12 protein-coding genes are annotated in these 13,962 nt (G+C 36.1%); 5 read left to right on the forward strand and 7 right to left on the reverse strand.

Features of this window, described 5'->3' with window-relative positions; translation table 11 throughout:
• Window positions 1-545: 545 nt before the first annotated feature.
• The 3 genes from HMPREF2988_RS10545 to HMPREF2988_RS10555 all read right to left on the reverse strand — a co-directional run bounded on the left by HMPREF2988_RS10545 (window position 546) and on the right by HMPREF2988_RS10555 (window position 3,861).
• A complete protein-coding gene (locus tag HMPREF2988_RS10545; protein WP_002315910.1) occupies window positions 546-902 on the reverse strand; it encodes a Spx/MgsR family RNA polymerase-binding regulatory protein in 357 nt (118 codons plus the stop codon).
• A 13-nt stretch (window positions 903-915) separates the two neighbouring features.
• A complete protein-coding gene (locus HMPREF2988_RS10550; protein WP_002286258.1) occupies window positions 916-1,326 on the reverse strand; it encodes a Spx/MgsR family RNA polymerase-binding regulatory protein in 411 nt (136 codons plus the stop codon).
• Between the two features lie 348 nt (window positions 1,327-1,674).
• Window positions 1,675-3,861, reverse strand: a complete 2,187-nt coding sequence (locus HMPREF2988_RS10555) for an ATP-dependent helicase (protein WP_070770620.1) — start codon at window positions 3,859-3,861, stop codon at window positions 1,675-1,677.
• Between the two features lie 219 nt (window positions 3,862-4,080).
• On the opposite strand from HMPREF2988_RS10555, the gene HMPREF2988_RS10560 reads away from it, so the two are divergent.
• On the forward strand, window positions 4,081-4,764 hold the full coding sequence (locus tag HMPREF2988_RS10560) for a YoaK family protein (protein ID WP_070770617.1): 684 nt from the start codon (window positions 4,081-4,083) through the stop codon (window positions 4,762-4,764).
• Window positions 4,765-4,843: 79 nt separating this feature from the next.
• Here the strand turns inward: HMPREF2988_RS10560 and HMPREF2988_RS10565 are convergent, their stop codons facing one another.
• Both HMPREF2988_RS10565 and HMPREF2988_RS10570 read right to left on the reverse strand, forming a co-directional pair.
• Complete coding sequence (locus HMPREF2988_RS10565) at window positions 4,844-5,563, reverse strand: deoxynucleoside kinase (RefSeq protein WP_016853096.1); 720 nt, start codon at window positions 5,561-5,563, stop codon at window positions 4,844-4,846.
• Between the two features lie 184 nt (window positions 5,564-5,747).
• Window positions 5,748-5,954 carry a hypothetical protein gene (locus HMPREF2988_RS10570; RefSeq protein ID WP_002293266.1) on the reverse strand — a complete coding sequence of 69 codons (207 nt, stop codon included), beginning with the start codon at window positions 5,952-5,954 and terminating at the stop codon, window positions 5,748-5,750.
• A gap of 245 nt (window positions 5,955-6,199) precedes the next feature.
• Between HMPREF2988_RS10570 and HMPREF2988_RS10575 the strand changes: the two genes are divergently transcribed.
• From HMPREF2988_RS10575 to HMPREF2988_RS10585, 3 genes are all read left to right on the forward strand, one after another.
• Window positions 6,200-6,802 carry an accessory gene regulator B family protein gene (locus HMPREF2988_RS10575; protein WP_002293263.1) on the forward strand — a complete coding sequence of 201 codons (603 nt, stop codon included), beginning with the start codon at window positions 6,200-6,202 and terminating at the stop codon, window positions 6,800-6,802.
• A gap of 140 nt (window positions 6,803-6,942) precedes the next feature.
• On the forward strand, window positions 6,943-8,223 hold the full coding sequence (locus HMPREF2988_RS10580; protein ID WP_002373258.1) for an ATP-binding protein: 1,281 nt from the start codon (window positions 6,943-6,945) through the stop codon (window positions 8,221-8,223).
• Between the two features lie 12 nt (window positions 8,224-8,235).
• A complete protein-coding gene (locus HMPREF2988_RS10585; protein ID WP_002293258.1) occupies window positions 8,236-8,964 on the forward strand; it encodes a LytR/AlgR family response regulator transcription factor in 729 nt (242 codons plus the stop codon).
• Window positions 8,965-9,031: 67 nt separating this feature from the next.
• On the opposite strand, the gene HMPREF2988_RS10590 is transcribed toward HMPREF2988_RS10585, so the two are convergent.
• Complete coding sequence (locus tag HMPREF2988_RS10590) at window positions 9,032-10,555, reverse strand: zinc ABC transporter substrate-binding protein AdcA (protein ID WP_070770618.1); 1,524 nt, start codon at window positions 10,553-10,555, stop codon at window positions 9,032-9,034.
• A gap of 249 nt (window positions 10,556-10,804) precedes the next feature.
• Here HMPREF2988_RS10590 and HMPREF2988_RS10595 point away from each other — a divergent pair, with 249 nt between their 5' ends.
• Window positions 10,805-11,986 carry an AI-2E family transporter gene (locus tag HMPREF2988_RS10595; protein WP_002293256.1) on the forward strand — a complete coding sequence of 394 codons (1,182 nt, stop codon included), beginning with the start codon at window positions 10,805-10,807 and terminating at the stop codon, window positions 11,984-11,986.
• A 61-nt stretch (window positions 11,987-12,047) separates the two neighbouring features.
• Here the strand turns inward: HMPREF2988_RS10595 and treC are convergent, their stop codons facing one another.
• On the reverse strand, window positions 12,048-13,676 hold the full coding sequence (treC, locus tag HMPREF2988_RS10600) for an alpha,alpha-phosphotrehalase (protein WP_070770619.1): 1,629 nt from the start codon (window positions 13,674-13,676) through the stop codon (window positions 12,048-12,050).
• Window positions 13,677-13,962: the final 286 nt, after the last annotated feature.

A 13,962-nucleotide genomic window follows, 5' to 3' on the forward strand; every position in this document is an offset into this window, starting at 1 on the left:
CAGTTTTCAAAGGTCTACTTCATCGGAAGTATTTCTCCGATTTGTTTCGGCTGCCGCAGCCACTTTTATATCATATCAAAGCGACAAGTGATTGTCAACTCTTTTTAAAAGTTTTTTTCGATTTCGTTTTTCGAAATCTTTCAGCAACTCATTTATCATAACTTATCGTTTGTTATTTGTCAAGAACTTTTTTGAAGTTTTTTTCGATAGAATCAAGCTTCGCAAGCTGTTCTTTTTTAACGACTCAGTTATCTTATCATGTCATCATCAACATGTCAATAACTATTTTTCAAGTTTTTTTAATGCTGCTTTATTTGCGTATTACTTAAAACAACAAAAATGAATATATCATGTAAATTTACACATGTCAATATATTTCTCAGCCTATTTTCCCTCGTACATTTGAATTTTGACCAAATAAATCGAGCATATCTTTTATAGTAGAAAAATAAAGACAAAAAAAGAACACATAACACACTTGATGTTAAGTGTTCGACTGTTCCAACTGTACGAAGCGCTCAGAAATTGATTAAAATAGGTAAAGACTATTTATTTAGGATAAGTTGCTCCATCAACTGCTCATTGTATCCAATAAATAGAACTTCATCGATAATGATCAACGGACGTCTGAGGAGTTTTGTATGTTGTGTACATAAAGAAATCAGTTGTTTTTTACCTACAGAGGAAAGGTCTATCGCAATGTTATGGAAAGCCTCAGACCAAGTCGCAAATAGCTGTTCTGCTTGCACTTCTTCAAAACTGCATAATTCTTCTGCTTCTTCTGTACTTAGATCGCGTTCTTCTAAGTCAACAAATTGATAAGGCAATTGATGGTATTCTAACCATTGTTTCGCCTTCAGACTGGTTACACAGTGCGCCGATCCATAGACTTTCACTTCCACGAAGACTCCCTCCCTATGAATTTAAGATGTTATTGTTTTGTAAATAGATTAGGTTTCTAGCAACACACCGAATTTCACGAGGGACAAATGACCGGATTTCATCTTCATTGAATCCGATTAGTATTCTTTTTTCATCAATCAAAATAGGCCGTCTCAATAATGAAGGATATTCTTTGAATAGGACGATCATTTGCTTTAAAGTTAATTCGTTAAAATCTATTCCCAACTTCTCGTAAATTTTCGACCGAGTGGAAATAATATCTTGAACTCCTCCTTCAGTCGCTGCTAAGATCTTTTTGATCTCACTTTCTGTTAACGGTTCGGCAAAAATATTCTTCTCTTCAAATTCAAGTTGATTCGCTTGCAACCATGCTCTTGCTTTTCTACAGGAAGTACAGCTAGGCGAAGTATATACTTTTATCATTTTCTCACTCCTTTTTAATTATAATCCAATTCTACAGCAATTTCTTTTAAAATACCAATTATTAGCTAATAAAAAATAAAAAAAGTCGAAAAAAATCGATTATTTGCGTTTAAATAATGAGAATTATTCTATTTATTCCCTGTTTTAATAATAGTATTCTCATTTTTCAAAAATAAATAAGGGAGGTGTGACAAAAATCTTGTCACACCTCCCTTTTCCGAATAAACGGTGTTCCAGAAGTAGCTTCTTCGAAAATAAGCCGAAATTTTACAAAAATTTGAGAAGCAATTTCCGTAAATTCCTTCTTATTTCTTGAAGCTGACCACTCCTGTCACAACCTCTTTTCCATCACTTTCCTTTTTTCATACGACTACCGGTTTCTTTGACAAATCTCGATACTTTCAATTTTCTTGTATTTTTCATTTGAGGTACACATAGATACAGACGATTTCTTGCTCTAGTCATCGCAACATAAAATAGTCTTCGTTCTTCTTCTATCGTCGTCGCTGGTTCTGCTTTTATTTCATTAGAGTCAATGACTTTCTTTTCTGTTGCTCCGTTATAAGGCAAACTTCCTTCGTTACAGCCAATTAAAAAGACATTTCTGTAACTAAGACCTTTACTTTTATGAATGCTCTGGATACATAGCGCATCAAGTTTTCCTTGTCTGTAAGCAATCAAGCGGGTTTTTAATTCTTTAGCTGTTGCTTGGGTTTCTTGCGATAAGGCTTGGATACTTCTAAAAGTAGCATGTTGCTTTACTTCTTCTCGTATCCATTCTTGATCACTCTGATCGATTTCCTTAGCTATACGTGGCAGATGAAGATAGCTTTGTACAAGCGAATAGATTTCTTGATGCTGGTCTGTTTTACGCAACGCTTCCTCAAACTGGCGGATTTCTGCAGATTTGGATTTTAAATTAGGTCTTACCGACAAAATATAATCCGTAATGGCTGTATTTTGATATTTAGGAGAAAAGTATTGATCACATTCACTTTTTTTCAGATAGCAGTCTACCATCAGCTGCCGCAGCAACTGCTGATAGGCCTGATTTTTCTTTTGCGGATTCTGTGCTGTTTGCCAATGAACGATTTTTTGATAGAACTGTTGGAAAGACTTGATGCCAAAGATACCTTCATATGGACTATCTGCTTCCAGTACAAAAGGAATATTCGTTTTCAGCAGAGATTGGACAAGTTGCTGTGTTTGCGAAGCCGATCGGTATAATATGATCGATTCCTTATATTTCCCATTTTTTTGAATAAATGACTGAATTTGACTTATCAGCCACTGGCTTTCTGCTTTTGTATCTGAGAACAAATAAGCCTCCATAATGCCCGCTTCTTTTTGTGCTGGAATCATCGCCTTTGGTATCCGATCATTTTTGTTATAGCTGATCAATCTATTCGCTCCTTGGACAATAGCTGCCCGAGAGCGGTAATTAGTTAATAAGAAAAGAGTTTTAGTAGGATATTCTTTTTCAAAGTTCTTGATATATGCTGGCTCTGATCCTCTGAATCCATAGATACTTTGGTCATCATCTCCAACAACGATTAACTTGATCCCGTTTTCCTTTGTCATCCGCTTCACGATTTCCCATTGAAGTGGATTAGTATCCTGAAATTCATCAATAAATAGATAATCATATTTCTGTCCAATATAGCGCTGAATCTCGTCATTCTCCAAAGCGCTTTTCAAATTTTGGAGTACATCATTGAACTCTAACAATTGCTGCCTTCTTTTTTGTTCTTGGAGTTCTGTGAGCAATCCATACAGTCGTTCTGATATCGGTTGTCTTGTATTCTTATCAATGGAATCATATTTTTCTTTAACTAACTGGATCATTTCTTCTATTGATAGGTTCATATTCTGCCAATAGTCTAAGCGAGAAGCAATCGTTTTTTCTCCATATTGATCAAATAGATAAAGATTATATTTACGTATCAGCTGTTGCAAAACAGCATTTACTTTTTGCGCAGTATCTTTTGAAAAGTCTCCTTGTATCCCTTGCATTGCCACATCAGGGAATTTTCGACAAATCTCATTGTATATCCTGAAAAAGATACTGTGGAATGTTCCGATATGGACAGCAGTTTTCCTTTGGCTGAAATTATCTACTCGTTTTTTTAGTTCATTTGCAGCATTCCGTGTAAAAGTAATCATCAGTATGCGTTCTTCGTCTACTTGTTTTTGTGTCATCAGGTACACAGCTTTTGCACAGATTGTTTGCGTCTTGCCGCTCCCAGCTCCCGCTATGATTCGAAGATGTTTCTGCATATCGTATGTGATAGCTGCTTTTTGTTCTTGATTGAAGCGATTATAAGAACGTTTCTCCATCATTTTAAAGAAAGAGTTGTTTTCTTTGCTTTCTTTTTCCTGCATTTCTTCCTCAATAAGTCCAGGGGCTTCTCCATAAGCCGCTTCATAGGTAGCAATGATTTCTTCTTGTAGCCGAAAGACTTGTTGAAGCTTTTTATATTTGTTCTCCCAACGATTCAGTTCTTTTTGTAATCGGAGAATTTCTTTTTCATCCAACTGATTGATTTCCTTCCCATCTTTCTTCTTTGAAGTTGTTTCTTCCAATTTGATTATTTAAAATCTCGTTGTCTATTTTTTCTTTATACTAACAGACCTTTCTAAAAATGAAAATGGGGAGCGAGATGATTTTAGTTTTCTGAAAATTTTTCCTTTTTTTCAATCGTTTATGCTAAGATAAGGAAGACAAAATTATATTCATAAAAGGTGATGAAAAAAATGCAGACTTCCTTTCACGAAGGGCGTACAATAGGTCTTTTGCTGACATTTATCGGAGGAGCAATGGACAGTTATACTTATATCCAGTATGGTGCTTTTGCCTCTGCTCAAACTGGCAATATCATCCTATCGATCATCCAAGCTTTTGACGGAGAGTGGCTAAGCGTTGGCAAAAAAGTATTGTCTACCCTTTTCTTTTTCTTAGGGATTCTTCTAACAAAGTATTTGATTGATTATTTTAGAAAAAAAGAAAAACATTTCTGGCGCTTATTTGTTCTATATTATGAAGCGGTGATTTTTTTCTTTGTCAGTTTGACACCTGTCCATGAGCATCCCGCATTAGTAACGATTTTAATTGCTTTTACGGCCTCGATCCAGTGGGTGGCTTTTGATAAAATCAACGGGCGTGCCTACACAAATTTATTCACAACAGGAAATTTAAAAGGGGTAGCAACAAATTTATATGATTATTGTATTTCTAAAGAAAAAGCAGATTTTGATCGATTTTTCCACTATTTAACTGTCGTTCTTGCCTTTATCGCAGGGGCTATTGTCCTTGTATTCTGTCATCATTTGTTTGGCGCCCATTCGATTTTGGTCGTTTCTATTTTATTCTTGATCATGGCCCTCACTCAGACATTTCAGTTATGGCAGTTTTATCATACGAACCGTTTCACCTTTTGATTCCCCTGAATCAAAAAAACTAAGCAGGATGCTGTTCACAAAGAAATTTTGTGAGTGAGCAATTTGCTTAGTTTTTTTATTATTTAGTTGTAAAGATACCCTTTGCTTTCGGGTTATTTGTAGTGTAGCGGATCGACTGGCCATCTGCCTCTTCTGTCATTTTCTTTGCCCGCATCTTGATTTCTTGTACGATTTGTTCTCCACATGCTGGATCGGCTACGAAATCGTATTTGTCCCCATCGATTACTATTTTGGGACATATATCAAACTGTTCATACCATTCTTCATAACGTCGATTGAGTTCTTTATAGTAGGAATAGAGTTCAGGATCTTGCTCTAGCTGTTCATATTCCCGACCTCGTTTTTTGATTCTTGCTAACATAGTTTCAAAGGATACACGAATATAAACCAGTAGATCCGGTTTCTTTTGCGGCGAAATTTCTTCTAATTCCTTCAGCATCGTCTCTAAAAGACCCTCATACTGCTTTACTTCTACTTCAGAAACACGCCCTAAATCGGCATTCAGATGAAACAACATACTATCTTCGTAGATGGAGCGGTCTAGTACATTGTCATCATGGCTGAAAGCATCTTTAATCGCCAAAAAACGTTTGTTCAAAAAAAATATCTGCAATAAAAAAGTATACTTTTCCGGATTAGAATAAAACAGTGGCAATACTTCATTATCCTCCACGTTCTCATAAAAAGGTTTTGTTTCTAAATCTTGGGCAAGCATTTCAGTCAGTGTGCTTTTCCCTGCACCGATCGTTCCTGCAACAATAATCACAATTATCGGCATCCTTCCTGTAATAAAATCTGTTCTTCATTTTACTACTTCATTTATAGAAATAAAAGCCTTGACTTTATCTGCTCCTTAAAGGCTGCTTCGCCAATAGTAGCTAGAAGTCACGCCTATTCATGAAAATAAAAGAGTAGAATGGATGAACTTCTACTCTTTTATGCTCTCAACATTTTATCTGTTTTTATTCTTCTATTGTACTTGATTTGCGTACGACTAACTGCCAGTGCAGATTATGAGCGGTATCATTGTCTTCTGCTGCGCAATTCATGACACGTATCATCACGCTATTTTCATAGATTTTTTCTATTTTTCCTTTTATTGGTGATTCAAATAAATCAGATTTAAATGCATATGTTTCGCCGACTTCAAACAATTGTTCATTTTCCATAAGAATCCCTCCATCACCTTTTCTAAGGTCAGTAAATTTTTAACATAAAATACTCGAAAAAACACAAACTTGTCATAAAATGTACTTTTCGTATCAAAACTGTCACCTTTTTTGGAAAGGATTTAAAAAAATGAAGATTTTTTTAAGGAAATCATGACGGTTTTGATGTCAAAACCACTTTTTATGAAACAAAACACGTTTTTTATTTTTTTTAGCATAGAATTTGTGGTGGAGGTACGTATGAGATGAAAGATAAAGTTGTGAACAAATTATTAGAAACCTTGTTCAGCGGAGACAAATCGGAAGAAGATATGGTGTATGTCCAAGTAAAATTTGCCTTAGAAGTTTTATTGAACAACCTTGGAAAACTAGCGGTCGTTCTAGTGTTTTCTCTGGTGACGGGCTCATGGGCGGAAACAGGAATCACCTTTCTTTCTTATATCTGCATCCGCAGATATGCTTATGGATTGCATTCCGACTCTGAATTCGTTTGTCTGCTGTGGACACTGCTTTATTTATGGGGCGTTCCCTTGGTGATGAAACATCTGCAATTGACTATCTCCTTCCCAATGATGGTCTTTTTGTTAATCAGCTGCTTTTTGTTACTGCTTCGCTATGGATCAAGAGGTACAGCCATCAATCCCATTGAACCCGAGAAACGTCCACCATTATTAAAGAAGGCGATCAGCATGTTTCTAATTTTTTCTCTCATCACTTTATTTTTCTCAGCTTCTTACTTTTCTACCTATTTGCTACTTGGGATTGTTTTAGAAATAGCTACGTTGCTTCCTATTACAAACTACTTGATGAATTTTGGAGGAATCTTTCATGAAAAAAACAATCATTAAACAATTAACTAACTTATCTGACTTTTTTGTATCTGGCTGCTGCTTTGGTATGAGTTCTGAATTCAAAATCCCTGAAAAATTAAAAAAATAATACGCTAATTGTGCTATAATTTGGTAAAAATCAATGGGAGCTGTACTTTATGTTTTTATGGTCCATAGCGTTGCAATATTTGATTTACACAATTTGTATCTTATTGATTGACCATCATATCCGATACAATTATCTGTTTGCAGGAGTCACTCTGATTTCTTGCGTTTTGATTGGATGGGTCTACTCAGTTTTAGGGATTTTTACTGCTCTAATTGCTATAGGAATGCTGATGCTTACTTTTTTCTTCTTTTCGACTTCGCGTCAACAATTAGTTTACGCGCTTCCTTTTGGATTATTGACGTCGCTTTTAGGAGATCATTTAACAAGCATCGGCGATTTTTTTGTTTTGAAATCTGCGGTTGTTGAACCAGGAGATTCCTTGCAGTATTTTCACATTGCCTTATCCGCTCTTTTATCTGCTTTATTAGCTTTTTGTTTTAAAAAATCGTTAGAGACTTGGTTTCACACAGTGGACCGCCGTATGATCGGTACGATTGGGACGTTGATATTATTTACATACTATATCATTATTTTTTATACCCGTTTTTCTGGTGAAACACCTGATGTCTTAGCTTTGAATACTAGTTTTTTTATTCTCTATCTGTGTGTCGGCTTGATCATCTTGGTTTATTATTGGAAAATCTCTAATAAGAAATTAGCTGATCAGTTGTTAGAGCAACAAGTCAGGATGCAGCAGGATTATATCAAAGATCTGGAAAAAAACTATCAAGACTTGAGAGAATTCAAACATGATTACCAAAATCTGCTCTTTTCTCTTCACAGCTACATTGCAGAAGGCGACTTGGAAGGATTACGGTCGTACTACGATCAAACGATATTGCCTACACGCCAGATGATGAACCTTTTCCCGGCCAATCTAAGTATGTTGGATAATATGAAAGTTCCTGAAATACGCAGTTTGCTGTCATTAAAACTTATGATGGCACAGGAAAAAGGATTGATCGTCCAGCTTCATTTTCCTAAGCCAATCGAGTTGGATACGAAACATACGGTAAACCTTGTACGTATGCTTGGTATTATCTTGGACAATGCGATTGAAGGAGCTAGTGCTGCAAAGAAGAAAAAGATCGAATTGACAATCATCAAGAAAAATCATTCCGTGATGATTCGTGTAATCAATACAACAACCAATACATTACCGTTAAACCAGTTGAAACAAAAAGGTTTCTCAACAAAAACAAATCCAAAAAACGAAGGACTTGGCTTGTTTATCTTGGATGAATTGACAAAGACAAACCCTTATCTTTTCCTTGAAACATCAATTGAAAACCAACGTTTTTCTCAAACGATTTATATACAAATAAAATAAAGGAGTAATGATATGATTCCCATTTATATTTGTGAAGACGATCCAAAACAATTGGAAGTTTTATCAACGGTGATCAAAAACAGGATCATGATTGAAAACTTAGACAGTTATGTTCATATTTCTACCTCTGATCCGGAAGAACTTCTCAATGCGGCCAAGATCAGAACTTCTTCTTTTGGTATTTACTTTTTAGATATTGAATTAGAAGACAGTGAAATGGATGGCGTAGCGATTGGTAAATTGATCCGTGAATTAGATCCTTTAGGAAAAATCATCTACGTGACTTCTCATACGGAAATGTCGATGAAAATCTTAAAAAGCAACATTGAGCCGACTGACTATATTGTGAAAGAAGACCTTTATGATTTAAAAGAAAATGTCGAGCAGATCCTGAGCAAAATTTTTGAAGATTTTCAAATGTCCCAGATCCAAAAAGATATCTTCAAAATAGAGTTCAATGATGAGATCAAATTTTTACCGATTAAAGAAATCCAATATTTTTCTACTTCATTAGGCGCACCACATAAATTGGAAGTTCATTTGACTCATGCTCAATTGCAATTCTACGAGAAGATCAAAGAAATCGAGAAAATGCATCGGAATTTTATTCGTTGTCATAAATCTTATGTTATCAATACACAAAACGTGCGGTCGATTAATAAAAAAACCAGAGAAGTCACGTTGGCAAACGGTGAGACTATCCCTGTCTCTATCCGTGGATTAAAAAAGTTAATTTCATAAAAAGAACCGAATAGTTTGGACCGACTAAATAATCAGCCGATCCAAACCCTTCGGTTCTTTTTGTCTCTCAGTGCAAAAGCATTTCCTGTGCAATTTCACGGCCATTCATTGTGTCTGGATAAAATGTTGGCCAATTTTCCATTTCTTTTAGCAATGCTTCTTGACTTTCATTTCCTACATATAAATGAAAATGTTCGGAGTCAGACGGTGCAATCGTGTGATCACTGAATTGAATATATCTAAACGCGCCACTTTCCTTATCTTCTGCTTCGAATAGATACCTTACACCACGGTTTCCTGACTCGTAGGTTAAGATTTCTTTCCCTACATAACGATAATTTGAACGTTTCGTTGTTCCATCCTTAAACGTAAATGCCATCTCTTTCTCACCAATCTTGATTGAAGCAATATCTGTTTGATAGCCTTTCGTATAGTATTCTTTATATTCTTGTGCTGTTTTATCCTGGTTCAATTTTTCTTTATATTCAAAAACAGGATCAAATGTCCCATCTTCTACATACGTATCTACTGTCTGCCAAGTTCCTGACCAATCTGAAAGAGAGCGATCTTGTACATCCTCGTCTTCGAAATAACCGTTATAGACGCTCTTTTCTTTTTTGGGGGTCAAAGTATCTTCTAACGGGTTTTCTGTCTCTGTCGTTTTTTTCAACGCTTCGAGGTTTGCTTCCATGATAGAAAGATAGTTTTCTCCATTTTCTATTTGTTCATTCGTCAACCCCTCCAAAGGATTCAATACTTCTAAAGATACACCTGCTTCGTTTGCTAACGTTCTGGCAATACTATCTTTGGCGTTTTCTTCAAAATAAATATAGTTGATCCCGTGTTCTTTAACAAAGTGTTTCAGTTCAGCGATTCTCGCCGCAGAGGGTTCTTCACTAGAAGAAAGACCAGCAATAGATACTTGATTCAATCCATATTCTACTGCCAGATAGTTGAATGCAGCATGTTGCGTGACAAAAGATCTTTGTTTTGCTTGCTTAAATGTTTCTTGATAAAGCTGATGGAGTGCTTGAAGTTTCTCGGTATAGGCTGCTGCATTTTTTGTCCATACTTCCTGTTTTTCTGGGTAGGCTTCAATCAGCTGATCACGTATGCTTGCTACCTGCTTGATTGCTAAACTTGGTGCTAACCATACATGTGGGTCTAGCTCATGTGTATGTCCTTCTTCCCCGTGTTCATGGTCATGATCATGTCCTTCTTCACTTCCCGGAAGTAAAAGCATACCTTCTGTCGCCTTTATCGTATGGACGTTGCCTTCTTGTAATGTTTTTTGGATTGCGGGGACCCATGTTTCCATGTTTTCATCATTATAAACAAAGATATCTGTATCTTGGATCTTTGCCATGTCTTTAGCAGAAGGTTCATAATCGTGGGAATCAGTCCCTGCTGGAATCAATAATTCTACTTCTCCTTCATCCCCGACGATTGCTTTTGTAAAATCATACATAGGATAAAAGGTCGTCATCACGCTCAATTTTTCTTTACTGTCCCCTGCTTCTCCACTTGCCCCGCAACCAGCTAACATACCTGTTAAAACCAGTGTAGCCAATATACCTATCAGTCGTTTCATTTATAACACTCCTTCTCATCTTCTTTCATTTGAATGTTCCGATTCGCCTCTAGCAAATCGTAATAGTTACGTTTTAGCAACAGAATTTAATTTATCATAGGGTTAAAAGAGCTGTCAAGCGTTTTCTTATTTTAATTGAGGAGAACTTTTGTATGGATGATTCACGATATTTTTTCAATCAACCTCTATCATTTTCCTTTTATCCCCTCTTTTGTCTATAATAAAGTTATAGACAAAGGAGGAAAATGAGTGAAAAAAGAAACAGATACAACGAATCGTTTGATCCGCTTTTTGGGAGGCAAAACCTCTTACTATGTTTTAGGTATGGTGATCCTGCTGGCACTGATCATTTATTTTTTCCATCAGATTTCATTTATATTCAAGCCTGTTGGGATTATTATCGCTACTATCTTGCCCCCATTATTGTTTGCGCTGATCTTATATTATCTTTTGGAACCAGTCATCAAGCGTTTAAGCAAGCACCTTTCGAGGAACCTGTCAGTCATTATTGTTTATGTGATTATTTTATTTTTATTGGGGCTTGGAAGCGTATGGCTTGTTCCTTTTCTTGAAGAACAGACAAAAACATTGATTAGCAGTTTGCCAGATTTATTTCAAGATTTCCAAGAGAGTCTCCGTCAATTTTTGGAGAAAACACCTTTTGCCGATTCATTTAATCAATTTTTTACTTCTATTGATGACGTGACGTCTGATATAGCTGGCTTTATTGGAAATTATTGGGAAAGCGGCGCACAACGGATCAGCAATATTTTTTCAACTGTTACAGCTATTTTCATTACTTTATTTACTGGGCCCATTGTCACTTTTTTCCTTTTGAGAAATCCTCAAAAATTTTATCAGTCAGTTTTAGCGATTGTCCCACCAGCCTTTCGTACAGATTTTAAAAATTTGACAAAGATTGCTAATCAACAATTGGGTTCATTTTTAAAGGGGCAGATCATTGCTTCATTTATCCTTGGAGCAGTCTACTGGGTTTGTTTCTTACTGATCGGATTAGAATTTGCCAGTGTTTTAGCTATTTCTGCTGGGTTATTATGTATTATTCCATATATTGGACCGTTTATCGCTTTTTTCCCGGGTTTGATCATTGCATTCCAAGACTCTACTTTTATGGCTGTCAAATTTGTCATTGTCTGGTTTGCCGTACAACTTCTCCATGGTGACTTGGTGATTCCTCGAGTAATGGGTGATCGTTTGCAGATCCATCCGATTACGATCTTGATCGTTTTGCTTGTCATGGGTGATCTAATGGGAATTGTGGGCGTTATTTTCGGTATTCCTATCTATACGCTAGTCAAATTACTCGTTACTTTTATTTTCCGTAAATTCAAACAACGCTACAATAAATTTTATGGCGACAAAGGAGAGTATGAACACTCTTCATTTTCTGAAGAAGATTATTTTAAATAAAACACAAAACGTCGATCTCACGAGAATAGCTCGTAGGATCGGCGTTTTATACTTTTTTATTTTAGTTTTTCAGTAAAGCAATTGCCTGATATGGTTTTAGCTCCAGGTTTTGATGGAGAACAGTATCGGGATAATTATCGATAAGAATAGCGGCTTCTGTGAATCCTTCTGGAATGGTGATTCTTGTATCTTTATCATAGAAATTTGTTAATACAAGTAGCTGCTGCCCTTCAAATTGGCGAAGATAGCCATAAACTTGCGGATGATCTGCTCCATAAGCATGATAATCGCCTTGTGCAACGATTGGATATGTTTTTCTCAACCGAATCAATTTCTTATAATAGGACAAAATAGAATCCTCAGAAGATCGTTCTTTCTCTACATTGATCTCTTCTAACTTACCTGCAACTTTTAACCAAGGTTTTCCTGTAGTAAAACCTGCTTGTTCTGCATCGGACCATTGCATGGGTGTTCGAGAGTTATCACGAGATTTTGCTTTGATTCGACGGAACGCCTCTTTTTCTGTACATCCTTGTGCAAGGAGCAACTTGTAAGCATTCAAACTTTCTACGTCAATATAGTCGGAAATCGAGGAATAGTCTGGATCGACCATGCCGATTTCCTCTCCCATATAAATGTATGGTGTTCCACGATTTAAATGGATCATGGTTGCTAGCATCTCTGCTCCTTGTTTTCGATACTGATCGATAGCTACAAACCGATTGAGCGCACGTGGCTGATCATGGTTATTAAAAAATAAAGCATTCCAGCCATTACCATCACTCATCTTTTCTCCCCAAGTATGGAACAGTCGCTTTAATTCTGCAAAATCAAATGGAGGAGTTGACCATTTATTGCCATTTTCATAGTCGACCTTCAAGTGATGAAAATTAAAGACCATTGATAATTCTTCTCTACTAGGTTCTGTATACAAGATACAATTTTCGATCGTCGTAGAGCTCATTTCACCGACTGTGATGATAGTGGAATCCGTCCCAAACGTTGCTTGGTTCAATTCTTTTAGATACGTATGGGTGATTGGTTTGTCTGTATATTCAGGTTTACCATCATTTTCTTTATTATTTTTCAATTGCTCGTCTTTACCGATAACATTGATAACATCGAAACGGAATCCTTTTACCCCTTTTTCCATCCAAAAACGAACTACTTTGAATAATTCCTCTCTTACTGCTTGGTTCCGCCAGTTCAAGTCAGCTTGTGTCTGATCATATAAGTGCAGATAATATTTCCCTGTATCTCCAAAGGGCGACCAAGCACTCCCACCAAATTTTGATACCCAGTCCGTTGGTTCTTCTCTTAAAATGAAGAAGTCCTGATAATACTGATCCCCTGCTAGTGCTTTTTTGAACCACTCATGTTCTGTCGAAACATGATTCAATACCATATCAAGCATGACTTCTATTTGGTATTCTTTTGCTTTAGCTATTAGTTGCTCGAATTCTTCCATCGTACCAAAGATAGGATCGATGGCTGTGTAATCAGAGATATCATAACCGTTGTCTTTTTGAGGACTTGGATAAATAGGATTTAGCCAGATCATATCGATCCCTAGATCATTCAAATATGGCAGTTTTTCTTTAATTCCTTTTAAATCTCCAATTCCATCACCATTACTGTCTTTGTAAGATTTGGGATAGATTTGATAAATGACTTTGTCTTTAAATGTCATGGATATTTGCCTCCATTCAACTGATTTCTTACTTATCACAACTTATATATACAAGTTATCATTTATTATTATAACTGAACCGAAAGCGTTTGTAAAATTTATCTTTATACTTCCTAAGAGGGTGTTGTCCAATAAAAAACAAGAGATCAGACATGTATTTGTCTAGTCTCTTGTTTAAAGTTCTTGTTTCTTCTATAAATGTTGTTCAAAAGCTTGCATCTACGACAATAAGTCCTTTCAAATGAAAAATATGAGGAGCTGTTTTTTGAAATTGCTCCTTGTGACT

The organism is Enterococcus sp. HMSC061C05 (assembly GCF_001814765.1).
Classification (GTDB): Bacteria; Bacillota; Bacilli; order Lactobacillales; family Enterococcaceae; genus Enterococcus_B; species Enterococcus_B lactis.